This window comes from Streptomyces aidingensis, assembly GCF_900112355.1.
Classification (GTDB): domain Bacteria; phylum Actinomycetota; class Actinomycetes; order Streptomycetales; family Streptomycetaceae; genus Streptomyces; species Streptomyces aidingensis.
This window is the reverse complement of sequence record NZ_FOLM01000001.1, coordinates 528,041-552,961: the sequence shown is the minus strand read 5'-3', so window position 1 is coordinate 552,961 and position 24,921 is coordinate 528,041. Positions and strand designations below refer to the sequence as shown.

Genomic DNA, 24,921 nt, shown 5'->3' with positions numbered 1-24,921 from the left:
CGCGGATGATGAGCCTCGTGTACGGAACGCGTACCGAAGGGATCCGTGATGCGCCCAGCCCGGAACCGTACCGCCCGTACCGTTCTCGCCGCCGCCGTCGCGGGGGCGGTGCTGCTCACCGCCTGCACCGACGGCGGTGACGGCGGCGAGGGGAATCCGGCGGCGGACGCCGCCGAGCAGGCCGGTCCCACCGCGAACGCCGACCCGCCCGGCGAGGGAACCGACACCGCCGACCTTCCTCAGTCGCTGACCGGCCAGCGTCCCGAGTGGTCCGAGTGCGGCGCCCCCTCCCCCGAACAGGGCGCCGACGCCCCGGCCCCGGGCACCCTGCCCGACGGCACCGCCTGGGAGTGCGCCACCCTGGAGGTGCCGCTGGACTACACCGACCCCGGGGGCGAGACCATCGGCATCGCCATGATCCGGGCCCGGGCCGCCGAGGAGGGCGGCGAACGCATCGGCTCGCTGCTGTTCAACTTCGGCGGCCCCGGCGGCTCCGGGGTGATCACCCTGCCGGCCTTCGCCGAGGAGTACGCCACCCTGCGCGAACGCTACGACCTGGTCAGCTTCGACCCGCGCGGCGTGGGCGGGAGCTCCGGCGTCAAGTGTCTCGGCGACGAACGGCTCGACGACTACTTCGCCGCCGAGCCGGTCCCGGACAGCGAGGCCGAGGAGCGCGAACTGCTCAGCCGCATCGAGCGGTTCGCGGACGGCTGCGGCACCGGGTACCCCGGCCTGCTGCCGCATCTGACCACCACCAACACCGCCCGCGACATGGATCTGATGCGCGAGGTGCTGGGCGACGACCGGCTGCACTACTTCGGCATCTCCTACGGCACCCTGCTCGGCGGCGTCTACGCCCATCTCTTCCCGGACCGGGTGGGCCGGGCCCTGCTGGACGCCGTGGTGGACCCCACCCGCACCGACGCGGAGAGCGCCCTGGGCCAGGCGGGCGGCTTCCAGACGGCGCTGGAGGCCTACCTGGAGGACTGCGCCCAGGACGACAACTGCCCGCTGGGCACCGATCCCGAGGAGGGCGAACAGCGGCTCACCGGGCTGCTGGACACCCTGGAGAAGGACCCGATGCCCACCCAGAACCCGGAGCGTCCGCTCACCGAGGCGCTGGCCTGGAGCGGCATCGCCCAGTCGCTGTACTCCCAGGACTTCTGGCCGTTCCTCACCCAGGGGCTGGAGGACGCCCTCGACCCGGACGACCCGGACGGCACCATCCTGCTGGCACTCGGCGACGCCATGAACGGCCGCGCCGCCGACGGCACCTACTCCACCCTCCAGTCCGCCTTCCTGGCCATCAACTGCGCCGATTCCAGCCTGCGCTACGACACCGGGGACGTGACCGGGCGGCTTGCCGAGTTCCGCGCCGCCTCCCCGGTCTTCGGCCCGGTGCTGGCCTGGTCCATGCTGAGCTGCACCGGCTGGCCGGTGGACGGCCAGCGCCCGCACCCCGAGGTGGCGGCCGAGGGCTCGGCGCCCATCCTGCTGATGGGCACCACCGGTGACCCCGCGACCCCGTACGAGGGCACCGAGCGGATGCGGGACGCCCTCGGTGAGGACGTGGCGGTGGTGCTCACCTACGAGGGCGAGGGCCATGGCGCCTACTCCAGCGGCAACGCCTGCGTGCTGGACGCCGCCAACGCCTATCTGCTGGAGGGCACGGTGCCCGAGCCGGGGCTGACCTGCGGGTGAGCCCCACGGCCCGGCCCCGGGGCCGCCGGTCCCCGGACCCGGCCGGGTACCCTTCCGGGAAGGGGACGGCCCAGGGACCGTGCGGCGGCCGGAGGCGCACCGGCCGGCGAACGGGGGAACGGGGGAACGATGGACAGGCGCCGGCGACGGCCGGCGACGGCACCGGTGGCCGCCGCCGCGCCCGCCGGACCGCACGCCGCGACACCACCCCGCCCGGCACGGACCCGGGCACGGACCCCGGCACCGGTCCGGCCCGTGCTGCTGCTGCTCGTGGTGCTGTCCGTCCTGACGGCGGCCTGCTCCCCCGCCCGGGACCCGGGCGCCGACGAACCGATCGCCCCCGGGGACTCCGCCCCCGCCCCCGACGGCGAGGCCGGCGCCCCCTCCGCCACGCCCTCCCCCACCGACGGCCCCGGGCTGCCGCCGCTGCCCGCCCGGTTCACCCGGCAGCAGCCGCAGTGGACCGGCTGCCCGGCACCCACCGCGCTCCAGGGCGGCGGTGCGGCCCCCGGCGGCCCCTGGCAGTGCGCCCGGCTGACCGTCCCCGTCGACTACACCGACCCCGGCGGCCGGACCCTCTCCCTGGCCCTGATCCGCATCCCCGCCGAGGAGGGCGCCCGCCGGGTCGGCTCGCTGGTGCTCAACTTCGGCGGCCCCGGCGGCTCCGGGGTGGCCGCCCTGCCCCGGCTGGAGCATCTGTTCCGGGAGCTGCGCAGCGGCTTCGACCTGGTCAGCTTCGACCCGCGCGGCGTGGGCGAGAGCTCCGGCGTGGTCTGCCGGGACGATGCCGCGACCGACACGGCGCTCCAGGAGGAGAGCTTCCCGGAACGTCCAGGCGAGGGCGAGGAGTATCTGCTCGACCGCCAGGAGTACGCCGCGGCCTGCCGCGCCGCCCCCACCGGCGACCTGCTGCCGCATCTGACCACCGCCAACACCGCCCGCGATCTGGACCTGCTGCGCCAGGTGCTGGGCGAGAGCCGGCTGCACTACTACGGCGCCTCCTACGGCACCAAGCTGGGCGCCGTCTATGCCGGCCTGTTCCCGGAGCGGGCCGGGCGCATGGTCTTCGACGCGGTGGTCGACCCGACCCGCGACTTCACCGGCCGGGCGCTGATCCAGGCCGGCGGCTTCCAGACCGCCCTGGACCACTTCCTGGCCGACTGCGCCACCCACGCCGACTGCCCCACCGGCACCGCCGCCGACCCTGCCGCCCACCACCCCGTCCTCACCGCCTTCCTGGACGGCCTGGCGGACCGGCCGCTGCCCGCCCCGTCCGCCTCCGGCCGGGTGCTCACCGAGCATCTCGCGGTCATCGGCATCATGGGCTCGCTCTACTCCCCGTCCTCCTGGCCCCGGCTGCGCGAGGCGCTGGGCGACGCCCTGCACGCCGGGGACGGGGACGCGCTGCTGGCCGCCGCCGACCGCTACTTCGGCCGGGACAGCGAGGGCCGGTACCGCAATCTGCACCCCGCCAACACCGCGGTCAACTGCGCGGATTTCGCCTCCCGCCCGGATCTGGACACCGTCCGGGCACGCTGGGACGACTTCCGCGAGGTCTCCCCGGTGCTGGGCGAATACCTGGTCTGGGAGCTGCTGGGCTGCGCCGGCTGGCCGGTGGTCTCCGAGGCCGACCGGCCGGAGGTGTCGGCCGAGGGCGCCCGGCCCATCCTGCTCATCGGCACCACCGGCGACCCGGCCACCCCGTACGAGGGCACCGAGCGGATGCGCGAGGCCCTCGGCGGCGAGGACGCCGGCGTGGTGCTCACCTACGACGGCGAGGGCCATGGCGCCTACACCTCGGGCAATCCCTGCGTCGTCGACGCCGTCAACGGCCACCTGCTGTCCGGGGCCACGCCCGAAGACGGCATGATCTGTAGCTGACCCACGACACAGGGGGAACTGTGATGCACCTGCGCCACCGCGGCCCCGGCCGCCCACGCCGCCGAATACCCTTCGCCTTTCCCGCCCGTTCCGGTGCCCGGGCCCGGGCCCGCCGTGCCCGGGGCCGCGCGCGGGCCGCCTGGGCCCTGCCCCTTCCCCTCCTCCTCACCGCCTGCTTCACCGACGGGGGCGAGGAGCCCGGGACGCCGCGCGCCACCGACTCGGTCGCCGAGTCCACCCCCGCCGCGCAGGCGTACCCCGGGATGCCGGACGCCATCGCGCAGCAGCGGCTGAGCTGGGTGGACTGCGAGGAGCCGACCGTGCTCCAGGGCGGCGGCGAGGACCCGGGCGAGCTGGCGGACGGCACCCCCTGGCAGTGCACCACCCTGACCGTGCCGCTGGACTACGACGCGCCGGACGGCGAGACCATCGAGCTGGCCCTGATCCGGGCGGTCTCCCCCGCGGAGCCCGCCGACCGGATCGGCTCGCTGCTGATCAACTTCGGCGGCCCGGGTGCCTCCGGCGTCGCCACCCTGCCGCTGGCCGCCGAGGACTTCGAGGATCTGCGGGACGGCTACGACCTGGTCGGTTTCGACCCCCGGGGAGTGGGCGGCAGCGCGGGCGTGGTCTGCCTGGACGCCGAGGCCACCGACGCCGCCGGGCAGGAGCTGGGCTCCCCGCCCGACACCGAGGCGGAGCTGGAGCTCCACGACGAGCTCAACGAGGAGTACATCGCCGCCTGCGAGGCCAACTCCGGTGACGTCCTGCCGCATCTCAACACCGCCAACACCGCCCGCGACCTGGATCTGATGCGCCATGTGCTGGGCGACACCAAGCTGCACTACCTGGGCTTCTCCTACGGCACCGAACTGGGCGCGGTCTATGCCTCGCTGTTCCCGGAGAATGTGGGCCGCGCCGTGTTCGACGCGGTCGTGGACCCGACCGCCGAGGACAGCGCCGAGCGCGCCCTGCACCAGGCGGCCGGTTTCCAGCTCGCCCTGGAGAACTACATGGCGGACTGCGCCGACACCGAGGGGGACGCCTGCCCCACCGGCGCCGGCGGCGCGGAGGGCACCGAGCTCCTGACCGGTTTCCTGGACTCCCTCGCCGACTCCCCGATCGACGGCGACGGCGAGCGCGAGCTGACCCAGAACCTCGCCCTGACCGGCATCGTGGCCACCCTCTACGACCAGGAGACCTGGCAGTACCTGACCCTGGGCCTGCGGGCGGCCATGGAGGAGGGCGACGGCTCCCTGCTGCTGGCCTTCGCCGACCTCTACAACGGCCGCGGCGAGAGCGGCGAGTACAGCAACCAGAACGACGCGCACACCACCATCAGCTGCAACGACGACCCGGCCGGCCTGGGCCGGGAGGCGGTGGAGCAGCACCGCGCCGCCTTCGAGGAGGCCTCCCCGGTGTTCGGCCCGTATCTGGTCTGGGCGGTGGAGGGCTGCACCGGCTGGCCGGTCACCGAGGAGAGCGAGAGCTATGAGCAGGTCGGCATCGATGCCACCGGCTCCGCCGAGATCCTGCTGATCGGCACCACCGGCGACCCGGCCACCCCGTACGAGGGCACCGAGCGGATGCGGGACGCCCTCGGCGCGGGCGTCGGCGTCATGATCACCTACGACGGCGAGGGCCACGGCGCCTACGGCAACGACGAGTGCATCGACGACGCCGTCGAGGAATACCTCCTGGCCGGCCTGATTCCCCAGGACGGCCTCGTCTGCGGCTGACCGCCGCGGCCCCGGAGCCGGCAACTGCGCTCCGGGGCCGCGGCGTTCGCGCCGGGGGACCTTCATTTCATGCCCCTGGGCGGGCGTTGCGCCCTCGGGTCACGGAGTTCAGCCTCCGTATCAACGGGCTTCCATGCCCTTCGGCGGGCGGGGCTTCCCTCCCATTGTGCGAGTTGTGCGAGGTTCCCCCGGCGCGGGGTCAGCCGGTTCCCGGGTCCGGGCCCTTGCGGCGGGCCTCGCCGGCGACCTGGCGTCCGGATTCCCGGGCGTCGTCGCGGACCTGCCCGGCCCGGTCCCGCGCCTGCTCCCCGGTCTCCCGGGAGGCCTGCGCGGCGGTCTCCTTGACCTGCCCGGACGCCTGCTTCGCGGTCTGTGCCGCGTCCTCCTTCAGCCGCTGCGCCGATTCCGTGGCCGCCTGCCGGACCGGCTCCATGGCCTGGCCCGCCCCGCCGGAGGCGGCCCGGCCGGCGGCCCGCTGCTCGGCCTCGGAGGCGGGCAGCAGGGAGCCGGCCAGCAGCCCGGCGCCGAAGGCGACCAGTCCGGCCGCCAGCGGGCTGCCCTGGGTGCGGCGCATGGCCTGCTCCGGTCCCTGCCGGACCGCCTCGGCCGCCTCCCCGGCGCCCCGCTGCGCGGAGTGCGCCGCCTGCCGCGTCCGGCCGGCGGCCCGGCCGCCGGTCTCCGAAGCCGTTCCCATGACCCGTTCACGCATTCCTGACATGGTGCCGCGTACCTTCTCGCTCCGCCGGTGCATCGCCTGCGCGGGGCTGGTCTTCTCCACGAGCCGGTCGACGTCCTCGGACAGCCTCTCCCGGGTGGTGGCGATGCCGGCCCTCACTTGGTCGGGTGACGTGCCCATTGCGCGTCCTCCTTCAGGCTCTCCATGGTCTGCTGCGGTTTCGGGGACACGCTCCGCATCCGGGAGCGGCCCATGGCGAACAGGACCGCCGCGATCACCGCCCACAGCACGGCGACGATCAGCGCGGCCCAGCCCGCGTCCATCACATTGGCCAGCCCGAACAGCAGCGCCAGGGACAGGAACAGGGCCACCATGCAGCCGCCGAACCCGGCCCCGCCGAACATGCCGGCCGCGGTGCCCGCGCTGCGGGCCTCCTGCCGGATCTCGGCCTTGGCGAGCTGCACCTCCTGCCGGAACAGCAGCTGCGCGTCGGTGGCCACCGCCGACAGCAGCTCTCCGACCGAGGCGTCCTCGGGCCGGCCGGCGCGGCGGTGTTCCGTGGGTGATTCCTGGTGGACGGTGGCCATGTCACACCCCCGTCCCCGGGTAGCCGGTGGACTCCGGCGAGCGGGCCGTGTCCGGGCCCGGGCCCGCGCCCTGCCACGCCGGCTCCGGTCCGGCCTCCCCGGGGGCGGCAGCCTGCCGCCCGCGGCCGTCGCCGTACGCATCGCCGCCGCCGTATCCGTCCCCGTCCCCGTCCCCGTCCCCGTGCCCGTTGCCCTGCGCCGACGCCTTGCCGGCCTTGGCCATCCGTCCGGCCACCAGGCCGGCGAGCAGCGCCCCGCCGAGAAACGCACCCGGCTTGCGGCGCGCGAAGTCGCGGAGATCACCGATCAGGCCCTGCGCACCGTTGCGGTCCAGATAGTCCGCGGCGCGGTGGCCGCCGTCGGCCGCCTGGGCGGCCAGGGCACGCGCCGAGGAGTCCCCGGGCGCGTTCCGCACCATCCCGTCCAGGTCGTCGGCCCACTGCCGGACGGCTCCGGCCAGGCGTTCCATCTGCCCTCGGCCCTCGTCCTGCACCCGCTTCCTGAGATCCTGCGCGGCCTCTCCGGCCTGCCGCCGCGCCTCCCCGGCCACGGTGCCCGCCTGCTGGGCGGCGGTGCCGGCGACCTCACTCGCCGCCTGCCCGGCCCGGCCGGCCGTGGCCGAGGCATGCTCACGCGCCGCCTGGCCCGTTTCCCGCGCACGTCCGCCGTCAGTCATGAGCGCTCCTTCCTGATGTGGGCGCACAGTCGACGGACCACGGGTAGCCAGCGGCCCGGCCGGGAAACCCGCGCCGGCGCCGCAGCGCGCACGGCCCCGGAGCGGATGGCTGCTCCGGGGCCGTGCGGATGGGTGTCCGGGGTGGGCGTCAGTAGACCGGCTTGTGGGGTTCCACGGTGTTGACCCAGCCGATGACGCCGCCGCCGACGTGCACGGCGTCGGCGAAACCGGCGTTCTTCAGGACGGCCAGGACTTCCGCGGAGCGGACACCCGTCTTGCAGTGCAGGACGATCCGGCGGTCCTGGGGGAGCTCCTCCAGGGCGCGGCCCATCAGGAACTCGTTCTTGGGGATCAGCCGGGCGCCCGGGATGGCCACGATCTCGTACTCGTTCGGCTCCCGGACATCGATGATGTCCAGCTTCTCGCCGTTGTCGATCCACTCCTTGAGCTGGGCCGGGGTGATGGTGGCCCCGGCGGCGGCCTGCTGGGCCTCGTCGGAGACGACGCCGCAGAACGCCTCGTAGTCGATCAGCTCGGTGACCGTCGGGTTCTCCCCGCACACCGCGCAGTCGGGGTCCTTGCGGACCTTGACCTGGCGGTAGTTCATCTCCAGGGCGTCGTAGATCATCAGGCGGCCGACCAGCGGGTCGCCGATGCCGGCCAGCAGCTTGATGGCCTCGTTGACCTGGATCGAGCCGATGGACGCGCACAGCACGCCGAGCACCCCGCCCTCGGCGCAGGATGGCACCATGCCGGGCGGCGGCGGCTCCGGGTACAGGCAGCGGTAGCAGGGGCCGTGCTCGGACCAGAAGACCGAGGCCTGGCCGTCGAAGCGGTAGATGGAGCCCCAGACATAGGGCTTGTTCAGCAGCACACAGGCGTCGTTGACCAGATAGCGGGTGGCGAAGTTGTCGGTGCCGTCCACGATCAGGTCGTACTGGGCGAACAGCTCCATGACGTTGGAGGCGTCGAGCCGTTCCTCATGGATGTCGACCCGGACATACGGGTTGATGCCCTGGACGGTCTCCTTGGCGGAGAGTGCCTTGGGCTTCCCGATGTCCGCCTGGCTGTGGATGATCTGGCGCTGGAGGTTCGACTCGTCGACGACGTCGAATTCCACGATGCCGAGCGTTCCGACGCCGGCCGCGGCCAGGTACATCAGCGCGGGCGAGCCCAGGCCGCCGGCGCCCACACACAGCACCTTGGCGTTCTTCAGCCGCTTCTGTCCGTCCATCCCGACGTCCGGAATGATCAGGTGGCGCGAGTACCTGCGGACCTCGTCTACGGTGAGCTCGTCGGCCGGCTCGACCAGGGGTGGCAGCGACACGGGGACTCCGTTGGTAAAGGGGACACAGGCTGTCGTCTCCACGCAACACTGCCACGACCGATCTCATTCCGAGACACCCGTACCGACGCATGAGACGAATCTGTCCCAGTAGCCGGGCAGCGAGGCCCAGGGATCGGTGTGGCCGCGCCCGGCCGGGAGGGCGCGGCCACAGCGGTCGGTGACGTACACCGCGCCCGCGCCCTCCCGTCCGGCCACCCGCAGCGCATGGTCCAGGGCGCGCTCCGGGACCCCGTGGACCAGATGGCAGAAACGCGCGGCGGGATGGCGCCGGGTCCACTCCGGGGCCTGGTATCCCCGGTACTGCGCCCAGCTGCCGCGGAAGGTGACCAGCTGCCGCACGCCCGGGATCTCCGCATAGCCGGGATGCGGGTGACGCCCGGCCGCCCCGGTGTCATGGCCCAGCACCAGCAGGGCACCGGGCCGCAGCACGGTCAGGGTCCGCACCAGGGCGGCGATCCGGTCCAGGTCCTCCGGATCGCCCGGGCACTCGTCCAGCAGAAAGCCGTCCACCCGGTACCACTGCAGATAGCGGTGGGCCGCGCAGATCAGCTCCCGGTACGGCCGGGCCCCGAACTCCAGGTCCAGCAGGCCCAGCACCGGGCGCCCGCTGACCCGCAGCCGGGCCGCCGCCGTCCGGCAGAACGGATCGGCCCGGCCGCCCGGCCCGCCGCCCGCGCCGGACGGGCCGAGCACCGCCCAGGCCAGCGGCAGGCCGGGCCGGACCAGTTCGGCCCACTCCAGCGGCGCCAGCATGGGATGGCCGAAGCCCGGTACCACCACGGCCCGCGGACGGCCCCCGCCGGGCTCCGGCGCCGCGGCGGGCACGGCGCGCCCGGCGGGCACGGCCCCGGCCCGGCCGGCGCCGCCGGCGGCGCGGGAGAGGACGGCGGGCCGCCCCGGCGGCGGTCCCCACGGGGGTATGTCCGGTCTCACATCCGGCATGCCGCCTCCATCCAGATGTCGCCCAGCGACTCCTCCAGGGTGATCCGGGCCCGCCAGCCCAGCCGGTCCCGGGCGGACCGCACATCCGCCTGCTGCCAGGCGCCGCAGCCGTCCGGATACGGCGGGTGGTGCGGCGGGGCCGCGGCGGGGCCGCCCGGGCCGCGGCCGTCGTCCGCCCGCTGGGCGGGCAGCACGGCGGCGGGGACCGGTCCGGCGGCGTCGAGTTCGTGGAGCGAGCCGGTGAAGCCGGACAGCCGGGAGAGCGTCACCGCCGCCTCGCGCAGCCGCACCGCGTGCCCGCTGCCGATGTTGACCACGCCCTGCGCGCCGGACAGGGTCGCGGCGTGCACGGCCCGGGCGACGTCCCGGACATCCACGAAGTCCCGCTGCACACCGAGCCCGGTCAGCTTCAGCTCGGTGTCGCCGTGCTGCATGGCGCGGCGCAGCGAGTCGGCCAGCCGGCCCAGCGGCGAGCCGGCCGGGGTGCCGGGTCCGGCCGGGGAGAAGACCCGCAGCACGATGGCGTCCAGGCCGGAGCCGAGCACCAGCTCGGAGGCGGCCAGCTTGCTGACGCCGTACGGCCCGCCGGGACGCGGGGTGGCGTCCTCGGTCAGGGACGAGCCGGGCTGGGAGGGGCCGTACTCGGCGGCGCAGCCGATGTGCACCAGCCGGGCACTGCACCGGCTGCGCCGCATGGACTCGCAGACCGTGGCGGTGGCCACGGTGTTGTGCCGGATCAGTTCGCCGGCGGTGCCCCGGATGGCGCCCGCGCAGTTGACCACCACGCCGGGGTGGACGGCGTCCAGGAAGCGGGTCAGTGCTCCGGGGCTTCCGGTGGCCAGGTCGAAGCGGACGTCGGAGTCGTCGGCCCGGCCGAGGGCGGTGAGGTGGACGGCGGGATCGGCCAGCAGCCGGTCGGCCACGAAGCGGCCGATATACCCGCTCGCGCCCAGCAGCAGCACTCTCATGGGTGGAACTCCTTCATGGCGTGGGAACGCGCGCTGGGGGAGGGCGCGCGGCTCGTTCGGTCGTCGGAGAAGTCGGTGGCCAGGAACCCGAAGTCGGTATCGGACGCCGGGCCGGGTACGGGGCCGGGGCGGGGCGGGGGGCAGGGGGACCGGCGACGCCCGCGGCGGCCACGGCCCGGGCCCCCGCCATCGCCGTCCGCGCCGTCCGGGGCGGGCCCGGCGGGGCGGTGGGCACAGGCCCCGGTCAGCACCCGGGCGGCGTACGCCAGCAGCCCGGCCGCCGCGGCGCCGCAGACCAGCACCGTCACCGCGCCCGGCCCGTGCGTACCGGCCAGCGCGGCCACCGGCCGGCCCGCCCAGCGCAGCGCCGGCAGCCAGGCCGCGGCGGCGGTGCACAGCACCGTCAGCAGCGCCGCGCAGACCGCGCCCAGCGCCGAGGCGGCGGCCCGGCACCGGCCGTGCGCCACCAGCAGCAGCGCCGCGTACAGCAGCAGCCCGAGGGCCAGCAGCGCGGGCAGCGCCGTGGGCGGCACCGGACCGCCGCCGGCCGGCGGCGGCAGCACCTCCCGCACCAGCGCATGGAGCGCGGCCAGCGCCCCGCCGAAGCCGAGCACGGCCCCGGCCAGCAGCGGGCGCACCGCGGCGGCGAACTCCCGGGTGGAGCGGGCACGGGCGACGCACAGCCGGGCCCTGGCCCGGAACCAGCGCAGCGTCCAGGCCGCCGGGGCCACGGACAGCGCCAGGGTGAGGGCGGTCGCCGCGGCGGCGGCGCGCTGGTCACCGGCGGGCGGGAGGGGGAGCAGCGGGGAGAGTTCGCCGAGCACGGCGTCACCGACCAGGGCGTAGCCGAGCAGCGGCAGCGCGCACAGCAGGACCAGGCGCAGGCCCGCTCCCGCGCCCGCGCGGCGCTCGGCCCGCTCCAGCAGCACGGGGGCGGCGGTGGCCGCGGCGAGCAGCGGACCGGCCAGGGCGACCGGCCCGGCCGCCGCCGCGGGCACCGGTCCGGCGGCGGCGGCGAAGGCGGCGGCGCACAGCAGTCCGGGGAGCAGCGGCAGCAGCGCCCGGCCCGTGGCCCGCCGGGGGGCCGGTGCCGGGCCCGGCCCGGCCGCCGCCGCGCCGCCGGCGGCCGGTTCGCCGCGCGGCACCCGGGCATACAGCTCCTCGGCGAGCGAGAAGACGTCGCGGTGCCGGAACCGGGCGGCGTTCCGGTCGGTGAGGCCGCACGCCTCCAGCCCGGCGGCGATCTCCAGCGGGTCCACGGCCCGTTCGCACAGCTCGCGGTGGCGGTACATCAGCACCCGCACCGGGTCAGCCGTTGCACGCACGGCGCCCACCTCCCCCGGCGGAACGGGCGGCTGCGGTGCTCATGAGCGGCTCCCGGTGGAGCGGCGGGCGGGGGCCGCGGCGGCCATCGGGCGGCGGCGGCCGTGGTCCGCGGCGGCCCAGCTCGGCGCGGCGGCCGGTGCCCGGGACGGCAGATGGGCCTCCGCGGTCCGGGCGAAGGGGATGTCCCGGGGCGGCTCCGGCTCCCGCGCCGAGCCCCAGCGGCCCGGGCTGCGCGACATCAGCTCCAGATAGATGCCGCGGAAGGCGGCCACATTCTGTTCCACGGTGAACAGCTCCAGCGCCCGGCTGCGGGCCGCCGCGCCCAGCCGGGCCCGCCGCCCGGGGTCGCGCAGCAACTGCACGCACGCGCCGGCCAGCGCCCGGGGATTGCGGGGCGGCACCACCAGCCCGGTGCCGCCGATCACCTCGCAGACCGCCCCGGTGTCCGTGCAGACCGCGGCCCGGCCGCAGAACATGGCCTCGATCAGGGTGACCGGGAAGCCCTCCACCGCGCTGGGCAGCACCCAGACATCGCCCGAGGCATGCGCCAGGGCCGGGTCCGGCGCCTGAGGGGAGCCCACCTCGTCGAAGGACACCGGGTTGCAGCCCACCGCGTGCGGGTCGGCGGCCTCGTCCGGGAAGAGCTGCGCCGCCAGTACCCGGCAGTGCGCCAGATAGGCCGGGTCGGGCCGGCCCCGCTCCGGGGCGGACACGATCCGCAGCCGCGCGCCGGGCTCCTCCCGCCGCACCTCGGCAAAGGCGTGCAGCAGCCCGATCAGGTCCTTGGCGGGGTGGGCCGAGCCGACCCAGACCAGGGTCGGCGGCGGCGGCTGCACGGCCCGCAGCCGCGGCGCGGGCCGCTCGTCGGCGGCCCGCACGGCCGCCTCGCCCACCGCGTGGAACGGCCCGGCGTCCATGCCCGGGTAGACGGTGCGCAGTCTGGCGCGGTCCGCGCCGCAGTGCTCCTGCCAGCGCCGGGCATGCGCGTTGCCGGGGGTGATCAGCTCGGCGCGGGCGTATGCCTCGCGGGCCAGCCGGTTCTGGAAGGCGGCCAGCAGGGCCCGTACCGGGGCGCCCGGCGCGGAGGGGGCCACCGCATGGGCGGCGCCGGCCAGATGGTGCTCGCGCAGCCGGACGCCGTACTCGGTGAGCAGCAGCGGGGTGCCGTAGAAGTGCCGGGTCAGCAGGCCGGGCAGGGCGGCCGGGCCGCCGCCCACGGCGTGGCAGAGGTCCACCGAGCCCAGTCCGGGCTCGCCGCCGTCCCGGCCGTCGCCGTACCAGTCCAGGGAGAGCGGGCGCAGCACCCGCTCCAGCCGCTCCAGCACGGCCAGCAGATCGGCGAGCCGGGCGGTGCGCACCGCGCGCGGCGCGCCGGGCAGCCGGCAGGCGGCCTCCAGCACCCGCAGGGCCTGCTCGGAGCGGAGCAGCCAGGCGCTCAGGCCGCCGTGCTCCACGGCCGGCCGGGCCAGGCCGTACAGGCCCTCGGCGAAACGGTCCGCCTGGCCGGCCGCGGGGCCGGGCGGACCGGCGGCTATGCCGCCCGGCTCACCGGGCTCACCGGCGCAGAGCGCGGCGGTCAGTTCGGCGAAGGCCGCGGCATAGCGGCGGCTCAGCCTGCGGGAGGGCCGGCCGCCGTCCCGTGCGCCGGGTTCGGGCGGCGGCCCCCACAGCGGCGCCGTGCGCAGCAGCGCCACATGGGACGGCAGCGGACGGCGCGGCCCGGTGGCCTGCCGGCGGGAACGGCTCAGGGCGCGGATCTCGAACTCGTGGTGCGGCAGACCGTGCACCAGCCGGTCGCACCACCCCACGGACTCACCACGCGCATACGGATATCCACCCTCTGTGAGCAATGCGATGCGCACCGGCGCACCCCCGGTCCTTCTCGTGGTTCACGGTTGCGGTTCTGTGTCCAGCGCTTCAGCGGAGGAACGGCCGCCTCCGTGAGCTCTGCGGCAGCACGGTAAGTCCGTTGGGCAAGGCCGCGACGGACGGTTGTCCGTCGCACCACCGGAAGGGGTGAAGAACCGTAACCATGGGTGGATTCAGCCGTTAAGGCGCGGTACAAGCCGCGGGATTGACGAAACGACAGCCTCCCGCGCGCCGCCGCGCCCCCGTGATGCGCCGTGGGCCCCCGCCCGGGCGGTCACTCCCCGTCAGCTTCCGCCGTCTCCCGGCGGTGCCCCGGTGCGGGTCAGTTGTCCGGGTGCGGCCAGGCGTTCGGCTTGCAGGTGAGGCCGTTGATGGTGAGGAACTTGGTCTGCTGCATCATCACCGGGGCGAGCGCGCCCTCGGCCGGGCAGACCTCGTGGCCGTAGCCGATCCGGTGGCCCACCTCGTGGTTGACCAGCATCTGCCGGTACTCCCGGATCCGGTCCGGTCCGAAAGTGTCCGAACCCTGCGCCCAGCGCCAGGCGTTGATCATCACCCGCTCGGTGGTGGAGGCGTTGCAGGAGACGTTGTCCACGGTGGTGTCCAGCCCGGCCTTGGCGCACCACTCGGCGGTGGTCCCGGGGCTGGCCAGGGTGATGATGAAGTCGAAGTCGCCGTCCGCCACCCGGGCGAAGCCGCGTTCGCCGTTGTTGCCCCAGCTCCGGGGGTCGCTCAGGGTGCGGTGCACGGCCTCGGCGAAGATCTCCGGGTCCACGCCCAGTCCCTGCTCCACATCGACCCGGTAGCGCAGCAGTCGGGCGGCGTCCGGATCGGCCGCCGGGTCGGTGCCGGGCACCGGCACCAGGGTGCCGCTGCCGGTGAGCTCCGGAGCCATGGGCCAGACGGTGTCCATGTAGGTGTCGTAGTCGACGCCGGTGCCGCCGCCGGGGGCGTCCTCGGTGCCGCCGGGGCTCTGCGCCCCGGCGCTGTCCGCGGCGCCGTCCGGTCCCGTGGTGGTCTCCGGGGCCTGCGGGGCGCCGGCGGGGTCCGGTGCGTCGTCGGTGCCGTCCGGAGCGCCTTCGGCGGTGTCCCCGGCGCCCCGCGCCGCGTCGTCGCCGCTCACCGGGCGCTCCTCCAGCAGGGCCACGGCGGCCGTCACCGCCAGGCAGGTCACCACCGCGGCGGCGCCCACGCCGCTCAGGCTCCGGCCCCAGCCGCCCGGCTTCCGCCCCCGGCCCCGCTGCTCCCCCCGGTTCTCGCCCCGGTTCTCGCCCCGGTCCTTGTCCCTGGCCCTGGCCCGGCCGCGGACCGACCGGTGGCGTCCGCGCCGCGGCGGCTCCCCCTCGCTCTCACCGGCCGCGCCGGACCCGCCCTCCGCCCGCCGCGCCGCCCCGGCACCGGCCGGGGACTCCGCGGAGCCGGACACGACCGGACTGGCCCCGCTCGGCCAGTCCCCGTCGAAGGCGTCCAGATACTCCTGGCGCGGCCGGAGCATCCGCCCCCGTCCGGAGCCGCCGTCGGCCGGGGTCACCGGCCGGCGCACCGGGCCCGCCGGGCGCTCCGCGGTGTAGGCACCCGCGTGGTGGGAAGTCCGTCGGTCCATCGAGACACTCAGCCTCCGCCGCTGTCGTCCGCACGCGCGGGTCGGTCCGGGGTGCTGGAGGCATGGTGATCGAGAAAGTCCCGGAAGGCGTCGGCGACCGCGTCCGGGAACTCCATCATGGCGACATGGCCGGCGTCCGGCAGGGTCACCAGCCGCGAGTTGCGGAAGGCGGCGCTGGCCCGCCGCGCCATGCGGAAGGAGATCAGCCGGTCCCGGCCGCCGTAGATCAGCAGGGTGGGCACCAGCACCCGCTCCGCCTGCCGCCACAGCGACTGCTGCCCGCCCACCGAGAAGGCGTTGAGCAGGCCGCGGGTGCTGGCGGTCAGCGACTCCCAGAAGTACGGCAGGGCCTCCCGCCGCTCCAGTTCGGCCACCGCGCCCGAGAACTCCTCGGGGGTGATCCGGGCCGGATCGCCGTAGCACAGCCGCAGCACCCCGCGCGCCCGCTGCTCGGGCGGGTAGTCACCGGCGGCCCGGCGCAGCAGCCAGGAGGCACCGGGCACGCCGAGCAGGGCGGTGGGCAGCGCGGTGCGCTGCGGGCGCCAGTGCGGCAGGGCGGGCGAGACCAGGGTCAGGGAGCGCACCAGATCCGGACGGAGGGCGGCGACGCGGGTGGCGACCGCGCCGCCCAGCGAATTGCCCATCAGGTGCACCGGTCCGCGGGCGCTGGCCTCCAGGCAGCGCACCACGGCCCGGGCATGCCCGGAGATCGAGTAGTCGCGCCGGTCGGTCGGCGGGGAGGCGCCGAACCCGGGCAGGTCCACGGCCTCGCACTCCACCGTTCCCGACAGCCGCTGCATCAGCGCGGACCAGTTGCGGGAGGACCCGCCCAGGCCGTGCACGAAGAGCGCGGGTTCGAGTTCGTCCCGGGCCGCGGCCCGGCGACGTATGGACAGTGTCATCCCGGGAAGTGCGACGGACCGCATGGTCTCCCCGTCCCGGACGCCGGGCCAGCTCTCGGCGGCGGCCAGCACCGCGTCGGCGCGCTGCGCTTCGGTCGACGACATAGCGCAATACTAGGGGCCCTCGCAGGCCGGTCAGGCGTGTCCGGGGTCACATCGCGCGTTCGCGCCGCGGCGTTCCCCCGTCTACGCTGGGGAGGCCGTCGGTCACTCGCAGGGCAGGGAGGTGTGTCGCGGTGTCCATGGACCCCACGGAGCCGGAGATCATCGACGAGCTGCTGGAGGAGGAACGCGAGGCCGGTCCGGAGACGCCCGAGGCCGACGCCGCGGAGCAGCGCGCCGAGCTGAGGCCCAGGGAGGACGAGCCGCTGCCGGCCGGGGGCGGTGAGGCGAATCCGGCGGATCTGGCCGAGCAGGCCCGCGTGGTCGCCGAGGACGAGGACGACGACTACCGCTGACCGGCGGGCCCGCCGGGACCGCCGGGGACACCCGGGGGCCGGCGCCCCGGCAGAACGGTTACCGCGGGGTCAGCGGCCGTATGCACACCGCCACGGGCGGCGCCTCCCGGACACCTCCGGTGCACGGATTCTGTCCGCGGAGTGGAATTCCGCACCCGGAACGCGCGGACCGGGGTTACCCGAACGTACGATTACGGCCGCGGCGCATGTCGTCGGACGTGGCCCGCGCGAGAGAGACCACTGGGAGGCGGAGTGACAGCCATCGAGCAGACCGAGGCTCGCCCCCGCGGCACCCGCCTGCCGCGCCGGGCCCGGCGCAACCAGCTGCTGGGCGCGGCGCAGGAAGTTTTCGTGGCCCAGGGCTACCACGCCGCGGCGATGGACGACATCGCCGACCGGGCGGGGGTCAGCAAGCCCGTGCTCTACCAGCACTTCCCGGGCAAGCTGGAGCTCTATCTGGCCCTGCTGGACCAGCACTGCGAGGCCCTGGTGCAGTCCGTGCGGCAGGCCCTGGAGTCCACCACCGACAACAAGCAGCGGGTCGCCGCCACCATGGATGCCTACTTCGACTACGTCGAGCAGGAGGGCGGCGCGTTCCGGCTGGTCTTCGAGTCCGATCTGACCAATGAGCCGGCCGTGCGGGAGCGGGTGGACAAGGTCTCGCTGGACTGCGCGGAAGCCGTCAGCGAGGTCATCGCCGAGGACACCGCGCTCCCCGCCGACCAGGCCATGCTGCTGGCGGTGAGCCTGTGCGGCATGGCGCAGGTGACGGCGCGCTACTGGCTGAGCTCCGGGCAGCGGGTGCCGCGCGATGTGGCCAAGGGCCTGACCGCCATGCTCTCCTGGCGCGGCATCGCCGGTTTCCCCATGCACCCCGACGCCCCGGCCTCCTGAACCCCGCGGAACGGACGCCCGCCGCGCCCGCCGCGCGATGTCCGTGCTGTTCGCTCTGGGCGTGCCCCGGTGCGGCCGGTGGCACGGCACCGCCCGGCTACGCTGGGCGCTACGGCGGCGCGGCTCATCGCGCACGTCACGGACCATGCGGAGGGACAAGCCGTGGAGATCAAGATCGGCGTTCAGCACACGCCGCGCGAGATCGTTCTGGACAGCGGGCAGTCTCGTGAGGAGGTGGAGAGCGCGGTGAGCGGCGCGCTCTCCGGCGAGACGAAGGTGCTCAAGCTGATTGACGAGCACGGGCGTCAGGTGCTGGTCCCGGCCGACCGGGTGGCCTATGTGGAGATCGGCGAGCCGGTGGCCCGCAAGGTGGGCTTCGGCGCCCTGTGACGCCCGGCTCTCCCGGGTTCACGGGCCGCACCGCCCGCAAGGCCCCTGGCAGGGGCGGAAGTTGCCGGAACGGCGGCCGTGGCGATGGCCCGGCCGCCGTTTTGTGTCCGGCAGTTTGCCGCGCGGTGTCCGCTGGGTAGGACCGGGAAGGTCCACCGGTCCCCCGCCCGGGAGGCATCCGCCATGTACTGGGAAATCCTCGGCTCGCTGGCCCTGGGAACCGCCGTCTCCTGGTCCGCGCTCCGCCGGCTCCCCCACCGTTTCCCCCATCACCGGCACCTCACGCTGGCCACCGGCCCGGTGTCCGCGCTGACCGGCGCCCTGCTGGTGCAGGCCGTGCTCGGCGCGCCGGACGGCCGTCCCCTGGCCTCCCTGGCCTCCGTGGCCACCCTGGCCGGCGCCCTGGTCATGACCGTCGCCCTGCTCTCCCTGCTGTTCCGGCCCGGCCCGGCCGGGCTGCGCCCGCGTGCGGCGCCGGAGCGGCGGCCGGCCGTCTCCCCCCGTCTCGGCTGATGACCGTCAGCAGCATGGCCGGGTGAGGCGGCTTACCCTGGGACGACCGGCAGATCTTGCGGCACCGGCCGGGTGCCACCGGCCGTGTGCCCCGCGGGCCACCGCCCGCGGCGCGGTGCGCGGCTGCCGCCCCGTCGTCCGCCACCGTCCCAGGGAGAGGCCGTGCCCGGTTCCGCCGCCCGCCCCGGTGCCCCGGCCCCCGCCGGGCCGTCGCCCGCCCGGTCCGCCGGCCCGCCCGGCTCCCCGGCCGCCGGCCCCGCGCACCGGCTGGAGCTGGTGCTGCTGGCCGTGGCCATCGCCGGGATCTCGCTCTCCGGCCCGCTGGTCACCGCCATCGCCGCCCCCGCCCTGGCGGTCGCCTTCTGGCGCAACGCCATGGCCGTCGCCGGGCTGGCGCCCGTGGTGCTGGCCGCCGCCCGGCTGCGCCGCGAACTGCGCCGCATCGGCCGCCGGGAGCTGCTGCTGGCGCTGGCCGCCGGTGTCTCGCTCGCCGTCCACTTCGCCTGCTGGATCCCCAGCCTGCGGCTGACCTCGGTGGCCTCCTCGGTCGCCCTGGTCACCACCACCCCGATCTGGGTGACCCTGATTCTCCGGCTGCGCGGGCACCGGCCGCCGGCCCGGGTCTGGCTGGGCACCGCGGTGGCCTTCGGCGGGGTGCTGCTGCTCACCGGCGTGGACTTCTCGCTCTCCGCCCGCGCCCTGGCCGGGGACGCCCTGGCCCTGGCCGGCGGACTGACCGCCGCCGTCTATGTGCTGATCGGCGCGGAGGCCCGGCGCACCCTGACCACCACCGGCTACACCTTTGTCTGCTATTCCGCCACCGCGGTGCTGCTGCTGGGGCTGTGCCTGGCCACCGGCAGCGCGCTCGGCGGGTACTCCGGCGAGACCTGGCTGAAGCTGCTGCTGCTCAGCGCCACCGCCCAGGTACTGGGGCATTCGCTGCTCAACCGGGTGGTGCGCGGCCTCGGCCCGTCGGTCACCTCCACCGCGATCCTGCTGGAGACCCCGGCCGCGGCACTGATCGCCTGGGCCTGGCTGGGGCAGACCCCGCCGGCCCTGGCCCTTCCGGCGCTGGCCGTGATCATGCTCGGCCTGCTGGTGGTGATCCGCGGCGAACGCGCCCCGCGGCCCGCTCCGCCGCCGGTGGCGGGCAGCGCCTAGGCTCACGGTGTGGACCACGACCCGCACCGCACCGGCCACCGCTCGGGCACGGACGGGCCCCGCGCCCGCGTCCTCGCCGCGGTGGAGAACGCCCTGACCGCGGCCCTGGGCCCGGTCGACGCCCGCGCGTCGGTCACCTTCCTGGGCACCGAACGGATCGAGGTGCTCCGCTTCCTCGGCGAGGACGGGCCCGGCGAGGGCGGCCCCGTACTGCGCTACGCCACCCTCGGCATGTCCGCCGAGCCGATGGCCGATCCCACCGCGGTGCTCGCCGATCCCGAGCGCGGCCCGCGCGCCGAACTGCTGCTCACGCTGCGCCCCGGCACCCGCCCGCCGCTGCCGCCGCTGGACCGGGTGCTGCGCCCGCTGGCCGCGCTGGCCGCCGCCCCGCGGGTGGAGGGCCTGGTGATCGTCCCCGGCGCCTCGCTGGACCTGGGCGAGCCGCTGTGGCCGGGCGCGCCGTTCGCCTCGGTGCTGGTGGCCGAGCCCGGCGGCCTGGTGCCCGATCTCGGACTGCCCGCGCCCCGGGAGCCGGTGCGGTTTCTGCCGCTGCTGCCGCTCACCCCGAACGAGGCCGCGTGGAAGCGGGTCCACGGCGCCGCGGCCCTGCGGGAGCGCTGGCTGCGGCACGGCACGGATCTGCGCGATCCGCAGCGCACCGGTGTTCGGCTGGACGAGTGAGTGTCCTTGACGCACGGCCGGTCCCGGAGGACCGTAGGACAACATGAGGGGCGAACCCAGTTGCCCGAAGTGCGGTGGACGGGTACGGGCGCCCGGTCTGTTCTCGGACACCTGGCAATGCGATGTGCACGGGGCCGTGCAGCCGCTGCAACCGGTGCTTCCGCCCAGCGTGGACGGGCTGGCCGTGGTCGTGCACCGGACTCAGGTCCCGGTCTGGATGCCATGGCCGCTGCCGGTCGGCTGGCTCTACACGGGCGTGGCGGCGGCCGGTGACGACCGCAGCGGCGGGCGCGCGGTCGTCGTCGCCTGCTCGGGCCCGGCGCCGCTCGGCGGCCCCGGCGAGCTGCTGCTGATCTCCGAGGAGCTGGGTGTGGGCCTCGGCGCCCGCTACGCCGGGATCGCGGGGCCCGATCCCGGTCCCTATCTGAGTGTGGACGATCCCCCGGCCACCAAGGTGCTGGCCGGCGGACGCCCCACCCCGCTGTGGGCCCTCCGGGGCACCCCGGAGGACCGCGCGGTGTTCGCGGGCGAGGCGCGCGGCATGTGGCTGTGGGCCGTGATGTGGCCGGAGCGCTCCGGCCTCCTCATGTACGACGAGCTGGTGCTGACCGATCTGCGCGAGGCCGGGCAGGAGATAGACCTCATCCCCTGCGGCGCCCTCTCCCCCAAGATCGTCTCCTGACGGCAGCCCTCCTCCGGCCCCGGATGTGCGGCGAGGGGAGGGCTATGCTGCCGGTGGCCGGGCCGGCGGCCGTCGGCCGTCCGGCCGCAGACCCGTCCCCCGGAGCCGCTGGTGCGCATCGATCTGCATACTCACTCGACGGCCTCGGACGGCACCGACTCCCCCGCCGAGCTGGTGCGCAAGGCCGCCGAGGCCGGTCTGGACGTGGTGGCGCTGACCGACCACGACACCGTGGCCGGACACGCCGAGGCGGCCCGGGCACTGCCCCCCGGGCTGGCCCTGGTCCCCGGCTGCGAGCTGTCCTGCCGCTACGGCGACATCTCGCTGCATCTGCTGGCCTACCTCTTCGATCCCGGGGAACCGGCGCTGGCCCGTGAACGGGAGCTGCTGCGCGACGACCGGGTGCCCCGGGCCCGGGCCATGGTGGCGAAACTGCGCGAGCTGGGCGTTCCGGTCCGCTGGGAGCGGGTGCGGGAGCTGGCCGGCCCCCAGGGCACCATCGGCCGCCCGCACATCGCCACCGCCATGGTGGAGGCCGGGGTGATCGCCACCGTCTCCGACGCCTTCACCGAGGAGTGGATCGGCGACGGGGGACGGGCGCACGCGCCCAAGCACGAACTGGACGCCTTCGAGGCGGTGCGGCTGGTGCACGGGGCCGGCGGGGTGGCGGTGTTCGCCCATCCGCTGGCCGTCACCCGCGGCCGGACCGTGCCGCAGAGCGCCATCGTGGAGCTTGCCGAGGCGGGGCTGGACGGCATCGAGGCCGACCACGACGACCACGACGAACCGACCCGGGCCCTGCTGCGCGGCCTGGCCGGGGAGCTGGATCTGCTGGTCACCGGCTCCAGCGACTACCACGGCAGCCGCAAGAGCGTGTCCCTGGGCCGGTACACCACCGCGCCCGAGGTCTACGCCCGGCTGCTCGACCGGGCCGGCGGCGTTCCGCTCACCGCCTGAGCCCGGCTCCCGCGCCGCAGCAGCCGCCGGCCCGGCGCGTCACTCGGCCGCGGGCATCGCCGGCCGGGGCCCGGGCCGGGCCTGGCGGGCGGGTTTCAGCACGGCCTCCGCCGCCCGCGCCACCACGGCCTGTGCCGCCTCCGCCGCGCTCTCCGCCGCAGGGGCGGGACGGCGAACGGGCCGGAGCGAGGACCAGAAGTCGGTCAGCGCATGGGCGGTGGCCTCGGGCCGCTCGACATTGGGCGAGTGATCGGCGCCCGGGATCACCGTGCGGTGGGCCTTCAGCCGCAGTGCCATCTCATGCAGCAGCGGCACCGGCCAGGCGCCGTCCCGCTCACCGGAGAGCACATGCACCGGCACCCCGGTGGCGGCCAGCCAGCCGATCCGGTCCGGCTCGTAGCGCAACTGCCAGCCGGTCTGCCGCACCTGCGCCGGGTGGCTGGACAGCCAGCGGCGCAGCATGAAGTCGCCGATCTCGCCCGGCTCGGGGACGGGATGCCAGGCCCGCCACACGGCGCGCGGCCCGACCACCGGCAGCCCGCGGCACAGGGCGCGCACCCGCCAGCGCTGCCAGCGGGTGATCCGGCCCGGGCCGGAGCTCATCAGGGTGAGGGAGGCGAAGGGCCCGGGGTTCCTGATCACCGCGGCGCGGCTGATCAGCCCGCCGAGGGAGTGACCCAGCAGATGGAGCGGGCCGTCCTCGGCCAGCGCCGCGGCCTGGGCGAGCACATCGTCGGCCAGCGCGCCGAGCCGGTAGGCGTGGCGGGAGTGCGGGCCGGGGGTCTCGTGCTGGCCGCGGCCGTCCACGGCCACCGCCCGGTATCCGGCCGCGGTGATCGGGCCGAGCAGGGCGATGAAGTCCTCCTTGGAGCCGGCGTAGCCGGGCACCAGCAGCGCCGTGCCCTGCCGTTCTCCCTGGGAGGCGGCGTCCAGCACGGCGAACTCACCGCGGGCGGTGGGCATCCGGCGGGCCAGCACCCCGCCCGGCGGCTGAAGAAACGGCGGCCTGCTCACTCCTCGACTGTAACCGGCGCCGGGCCGCACCCCCGTCCGGGCCCGGCCCGGACGGGAGGGCTGGGCCCGCGGGCGGCGTCGCCCCTCAGTCCTCGGCGTGGGCCTCGGCCGGGGCGGCGGCGGAGGCGGCGCGACGGGTACGGCGGCGGCGGCGCGGGGCAGCCGCGTCCTCACCGCTCCCGCCGTCGCCGGTGTCGCCGGTGTCCGGCGTCCCGGCGGCGGCCCCGGCGGTCGTTCCGGTGGCGGCACCGTCCGCGTCCGGACGGCGGGTGCGACGGCGGCGGCGCGGCCGGCGCTGCGCCGGCACCTCGACGGCCGTCTCGCCGCCGTCCGCCGGCCGGGCCTGCTGCGTGGGTCCGGGCTCCCCGGTGACGGCGGCGCCGTCCGTGGGCAGCCCGCCGCGGGTACGGCGGCGGCGCCGGTTCCGGCCCGGGCCGTCGCCGGAGCCCGAACGCTCCCGCTCCCGCTCCCGGTCGCGGTCCCGGTCGCGGTCCCGGCCCCGGTCGCGGTCCCGGCCGCCGCCGCGGCGGCGGTCACGCCCGCCCAGGTCCTCGGCCTCCTCGGCGTCCAGCCCCGCCCGGGTGCGCTCGGTGCGCGGCAGACGGCCCTTGGTCCCGGGCGGGATGCCCAGTTCCTCGAAGAGATGCGACGAGGTGGAGTAGGTCTCCGGCGGCTCGTGGTGGCCGAGGTCCAGCGCGCGGTTGATGAGCTGCCAGCGCGGGATCTCGTCCCAGTCCACCAGCGTGACGGCGGTGCCGCTGGCGCCCGCCCGCCCGGTGCGGCCGATCCGGTGCAGGTAGGTCTTCTCGTCCTCGGGCGTCTGGTAGTTGATCACATGGGTGACACCCTCCACATCGATGCCGCGGGCCGCGACATCGGTGCAGACCAGCACGTCGATCTTGCCGTTGCGGAAGGCGCGCAGCGCCTGCTCGCGGGCGCCCTGTCCCAGGTCGCCGTGGACCGCGCCGACCGCGAAGCCGCGGCGGTCCAGCTCCTCGGCCAGATCACCGGCGGTGCGCTTGGTGCGGCAGAAGATCATGGCCAGCCCGCGGCTCTCGGCGCGCAGCACCCGCGCCACCAGCTCCTGCTTGTCCAGGGCGTGCGCGCGGTAGACGAACTGCCGGGTGTTGGCCACGGTGTGGCCCTCGTCGTCCGGCGAGGTGGCCCGGATATGGGTGGGCCGGTTCATGTAGCGGCGGGCCAGCGAGATCACCTGGCCCGGCATGGTGGCCGAGAACAGCATGGTCTGGCGGCGGGCCGGGAGAAGCTGGATGATCTTCTCGACGTCCGGCAGAAAGCCCAGGTCGAGCATTTCGTCGGCCTCGTCCAGCACCAGGGCCTTGATCTTCGACAGCCGGAGCTTCTTCTGCCCGGCCAGGTCCAGCAGCCGGCCGGGGGTGCCGACCACCACGTCGACGCCCTTGGACAGCGCCTCGACCTGCGGTTCATAGGCCCGGCCGCCGTAGATGGCGGTGACCCGGACATTGCGCACCTTGCCGGCGGTCAGCAGATCGTTGGTGACCTGGGTGCACAGCTCACGGGTGGGGACGACGACCAGGGCCTGCGGCGCGTCGGGCAGCTCCTCGGGCCTGGCCCGGCCGGCCTCCACATCGGCGGGCACGGTGACGGCGTCGATCAGCGGCAGCCCGAAACCGAGGGTCTTGCCGGTGCCGGTCTTGGCCTGTCCGATGACGTCGGAGCCGGCCAGTGCCACCGGCAGGGTCATCTCCTGGATGGGAAACGGTGTGGTGATGCCGACGGCCTCCAGGGCCTCGGCTGTCTCGGCCAGAATGCCGAGTTCGCGGAAAGTCGTCGCGGTCAGGGTGGTTGCCTCTTCTGTGTGACGTGGCACACGGCGGCGAGGCGGGTCGTTCAACCGAGCCGTCATCAAACGGCCCAGGTGGGACCGTCCGGCGCGGGACCGGGTCGTCTCGCTCAAGCGCATGTGTCACGCGA

General features: G+C 75.6%; 23 protein-coding genes. 11 read left to right on the top strand and 12 right to left on the bottom strand.

Features of this window, described 5'->3' with window-relative positions; genetic code table 11:
* Nucleotides 1-48 precede the first annotated feature (48 nt).
* From BM242_RS02515 to BM242_RS02505, 3 genes are all read left to right on the top strand, one after another.
* Nucleotides 49-1,701 carry an alpha/beta hydrolase gene (locus BM242_RS02515; protein WP_093836915.1) on the top strand — a complete coding sequence of 551 codons (1,653 nt, stop codon included), beginning with the start codon at nucleotides 49-51 and terminating at the stop codon, nucleotides 1,699-1,701.
* 255 nt (nucleotides 1,702-1,956) lie between these two features.
* A complete protein-coding gene (locus BM242_RS02510; RefSeq protein ID WP_245833754.1) occupies nucleotides 1,957-3,582 on the top strand; it encodes an alpha/beta hydrolase in 1,626 nt (541 codons plus the stop codon).
* Between the two features lie 23 nt (nucleotides 3,583-3,605).
* Complete coding sequence (locus BM242_RS02505) at nucleotides 3,606-5,318, top strand: alpha/beta hydrolase (protein WP_093836913.1); 1,713 nt, start codon at nucleotides 3,606-3,608, stop codon at nucleotides 5,316-5,318.
* A 199-nt stretch (nucleotides 5,319-5,517) separates the two neighbouring features.
* On the opposite strand, the gene BM242_RS02500 is transcribed toward BM242_RS02505, so the two are convergent.
* From BM242_RS02500 to BM242_RS02455, 10 genes are all read right to left on the bottom strand, one after another.
* Nucleotides 5,518-6,174, bottom strand: a complete 657-nt coding sequence (locus BM242_RS02500) for a DUF3618 domain-containing protein (RefSeq protein WP_093836912.1) — start codon at nucleotides 6,172-6,174, stop codon at nucleotides 5,518-5,520.
* On the bottom strand, nucleotides 6,150-6,581 hold the full coding sequence (locus tag BM242_RS02495; protein WP_093836911.1) for a phage holin family protein: 432 nt from the start codon (nucleotides 6,579-6,581) through the stop codon (nucleotides 6,150-6,152). Before BM242_RS02495 ends, BM242_RS02500 begins: the two co-directional genes overlap by 25 nt.
* Nucleotide 6,582: 1 nt before the next feature.
* Nucleotides 6,583-7,257 (bottom strand): hypothetical protein, encoded by a 675-nt coding sequence (locus BM242_RS02490; RefSeq protein ID WP_175541219.1) that lies wholly within the window; start codon nucleotides 7,255-7,257, stop codon nucleotides 6,583-6,585.
* Between the two features lie 148 nt (nucleotides 7,258-7,405).
* Nucleotides 7,406-8,584 (bottom strand): adenylyltransferase/sulfurtransferase MoeZ, encoded by a 1,179-nt coding sequence (gene moeZ / locus BM242_RS02485; protein ID WP_093836910.1) that lies wholly within the window; start codon nucleotides 8,582-8,584, stop codon nucleotides 7,406-7,408.
* Between the two features lie 63 nt (nucleotides 8,585-8,647).
* A complete protein-coding gene (locus BM242_RS02480) occupies nucleotides 8,648-9,547 on the bottom strand; it encodes a spherulation-specific family 4 protein (RefSeq protein ID WP_093836909.1) in 900 nt (299 codons plus the stop codon).
* A complete protein-coding gene (locus BM242_RS02475; RefSeq protein WP_093836908.1) occupies nucleotides 9,535-10,515 on the bottom strand; it encodes an SDR family oxidoreductase in 981 nt (326 codons plus the stop codon). Before BM242_RS02475 ends, BM242_RS02480 begins: the two co-directional genes overlap by 13 nt.
* Nucleotides 10,512-11,840, bottom strand: coding sequence for a hypothetical protein (locus tag BM242_RS02470; protein WP_175541218.1), 1,329 nt, complete (start codon nucleotides 11,838-11,840; stop codon nucleotides 10,512-10,514). The genes BM242_RS02475 and BM242_RS02470 overlap by 4 nt, the downstream gene beginning before the upstream one ends.
* Before the next feature lie 39 nt (nucleotides 11,841-11,879).
* Entirely contained in the window at nucleotides 11,880-13,703 is a 1,824-nt protein-coding gene (locus tag BM242_RS02465; protein WP_093836907.1) for a DUF3492 domain-containing protein, read from the bottom strand.
* Between the two features lie 329 nt (nucleotides 13,704-14,032).
* Complete coding sequence (locus BM242_RS29960) at nucleotides 14,033-15,313, bottom strand: DUF3152 domain-containing protein (protein WP_245833753.1); 1,281 nt, start codon at nucleotides 15,311-15,313, stop codon at nucleotides 14,033-14,035.
* Between the two features lie 8 nt (nucleotides 15,314-15,321).
* Complete coding sequence (locus BM242_RS02455; protein ID WP_093836906.1) at nucleotides 15,322-16,320, bottom strand: alpha/beta fold hydrolase; 999 nt, start codon at nucleotides 16,318-16,320, stop codon at nucleotides 15,322-15,324.
* Nucleotides 16,321-16,457: 137 nt separating this feature from the next.
* On the opposite strand from BM242_RS02455, the gene BM242_RS02450 reads away from it, so the two are divergent.
* The 8 genes from BM242_RS02450 (at nucleotide 16,458) to BM242_RS02415 (ending at nucleotide 21,951) form a co-directional block, all read left to right on the top strand.
* Nucleotides 16,458-16,673: a hypothetical protein gene (locus BM242_RS02450; protein ID WP_425443792.1), complete on the top strand. Its 216-nt coding sequence runs from the start codon at nucleotides 16,458-16,460 to the stop codon at nucleotides 16,671-16,673.
* A gap of 252 nt (nucleotides 16,674-16,925) precedes the next feature.
* Entirely contained in the window at nucleotides 16,926-17,567 is a 642-nt protein-coding gene (locus tag BM242_RS02445; protein ID WP_093836904.1) for a TetR/AcrR family transcriptional regulator, read from the top strand.
* A 162-nt stretch (nucleotides 17,568-17,729) separates the two neighbouring features.
* Entirely contained in the window at nucleotides 17,730-17,957 is a 228-nt protein-coding gene (locus BM242_RS02440; RefSeq protein ID WP_093836903.1) for a DUF3107 domain-containing protein, read from the top strand.
* Nucleotides 17,958-18,140: 183 nt separating this feature from the next.
* A complete protein-coding gene (locus BM242_RS02435; RefSeq protein WP_093836902.1) occupies nucleotides 18,141-18,470 on the top strand; it encodes a hypothetical protein in 330 nt (109 codons plus the stop codon).
* Between the two features lie 162 nt (nucleotides 18,471-18,632).
* Entirely contained in the window at nucleotides 18,633-19,631 is a 999-nt protein-coding gene (locus BM242_RS02430) for a DMT family transporter (protein ID WP_093836901.1), read from the top strand.
* 9 nt (nucleotides 19,632-19,640) lie between these two features.
* The gene (locus BM242_RS02425) at nucleotides 19,641-20,312 is read left to right on the top strand and encodes a suppressor of fused domain protein (RefSeq protein ID WP_093836900.1); all 672 of its coding nucleotides are present in this window, start codon (nucleotides 19,641-19,643) and stop codon (nucleotides 20,310-20,312) included.
* 43 nt (nucleotides 20,313-20,355) lie between these two features.
* A complete protein-coding gene (locus BM242_RS02420) occupies nucleotides 20,356-20,994 on the top strand; it encodes a DUF6758 family protein (protein WP_093836899.1) in 639 nt (212 codons plus the stop codon).
* Between the two features lie 111 nt (nucleotides 20,995-21,105).
* Nucleotides 21,106-21,951, top strand: a complete 846-nt coding sequence (locus BM242_RS02415; RefSeq protein WP_093836898.1) for a PHP domain-containing protein — start codon at nucleotides 21,106-21,108, stop codon at nucleotides 21,949-21,951.
* Nucleotides 21,952-21,990: 39 nt separating this feature from the next.
* On the opposite strand, the gene BM242_RS02410 is transcribed toward BM242_RS02415, so the two are convergent.
* Nucleotides 21,991-22,965, bottom strand: coding sequence for an alpha/beta fold hydrolase (locus tag BM242_RS02410; RefSeq protein ID WP_093836897.1), 975 nt, complete (start codon nucleotides 22,963-22,965; stop codon nucleotides 21,991-21,993).
* A gap of 85 nt (nucleotides 22,966-23,050) precedes the next feature.
* Nucleotides 23,051-24,853, bottom strand: coding sequence for a DEAD/DEAH box helicase (locus BM242_RS02405; RefSeq protein ID WP_175541217.1), 1,803 nt, complete (start codon nucleotides 24,851-24,853; stop codon nucleotides 23,051-23,053).
* Nucleotides 24,854-24,921 lie beyond the last annotated feature (68 nt).

Bases quoted from the DNA above. Each gene is read 5' to 3' on its own strand.
- BM242_RS02515 (WP_093836915.1), top strand. From the start codon at position 49: ATGCGCCCAGCCCGGAACCGTACCGCCCGTACCGTTCTCGCCGCCGCC.
- BM242_RS02505 (WP_093836913.1), top strand. From the start codon at position 3,606: ATGCACCTGCGCCACCGCGGCCCCGGCCGCCCACGCCGCCGAATACCC.
- BM242_RS02500 (WP_093836912.1), bottom strand. From the start codon at position 6,174: ATGGGCACGTCACCCGACCAAGTGAGGGCCGGCATCGCCACCACCCGG.
- BM242_RS02495 (WP_093836911.1), bottom strand. From the start codon at position 6,581: ATGGCCACCGTCCACCAGGAATCACCCACGGAACACCGCCGCGCCGGC.
- BM242_RS02490 (WP_175541219.1), bottom strand. From the start codon at position 7,257: ATGACTGACGGCGGACGTGCGCGGGAAACGGGCCAGGCGGCGCGTGAG.
- BM242_RS02480 (WP_093836909.1), bottom strand. From the start codon at position 9,547: ATGCCGGATGTGAGACCGGACATACCCCCGTGGGGACCGCCGCCGGGG.
- BM242_RS02475 (WP_093836908.1), bottom strand. From the start codon at position 10,515: ATGAGAGTGCTGCTGCTGGGCGCGAGCGGGTATATCGGCCGCTTCGTG.
- BM242_RS29960 (WP_245833753.1), bottom strand. From the start codon at position 15,313: ATGGACCGACGGACTTCCCACCACGCGGGTGCCTACACCGCGGAGCGC.
- BM242_RS02455 (WP_093836906.1), bottom strand. From the start codon at position 16,320: ATGTCGTCGACCGAAGCGCAGCGCGCCGACGCGGTGCTGGCCGCCGCC.
- BM242_RS02450 (WP_425443792.1), top strand. From the start codon at position 16,458: ATGGACCCCACGGAGCCGGAGATCATCGACGAGCTGCTGGAGGAGGAA.
- BM242_RS02435 (WP_093836902.1), top strand. From the start codon at position 18,141: ATGTACTGGGAAATCCTCGGCTCGCTGGCCCTGGGAACCGCCGTCTCC.
- BM242_RS02420 (WP_093836899.1), top strand. From the start codon at position 20,356: ATGAGGGGCGAACCCAGTTGCCCGAAGTGCGGTGGACGGGTACGGGCG.
- BM242_RS02405 (WP_175541217.1), bottom strand. From the start codon at position 24,853: ATGACGGCTCGGTTGAACGACCCGCCTCGCCGCCGTGTGCCACGTCAC.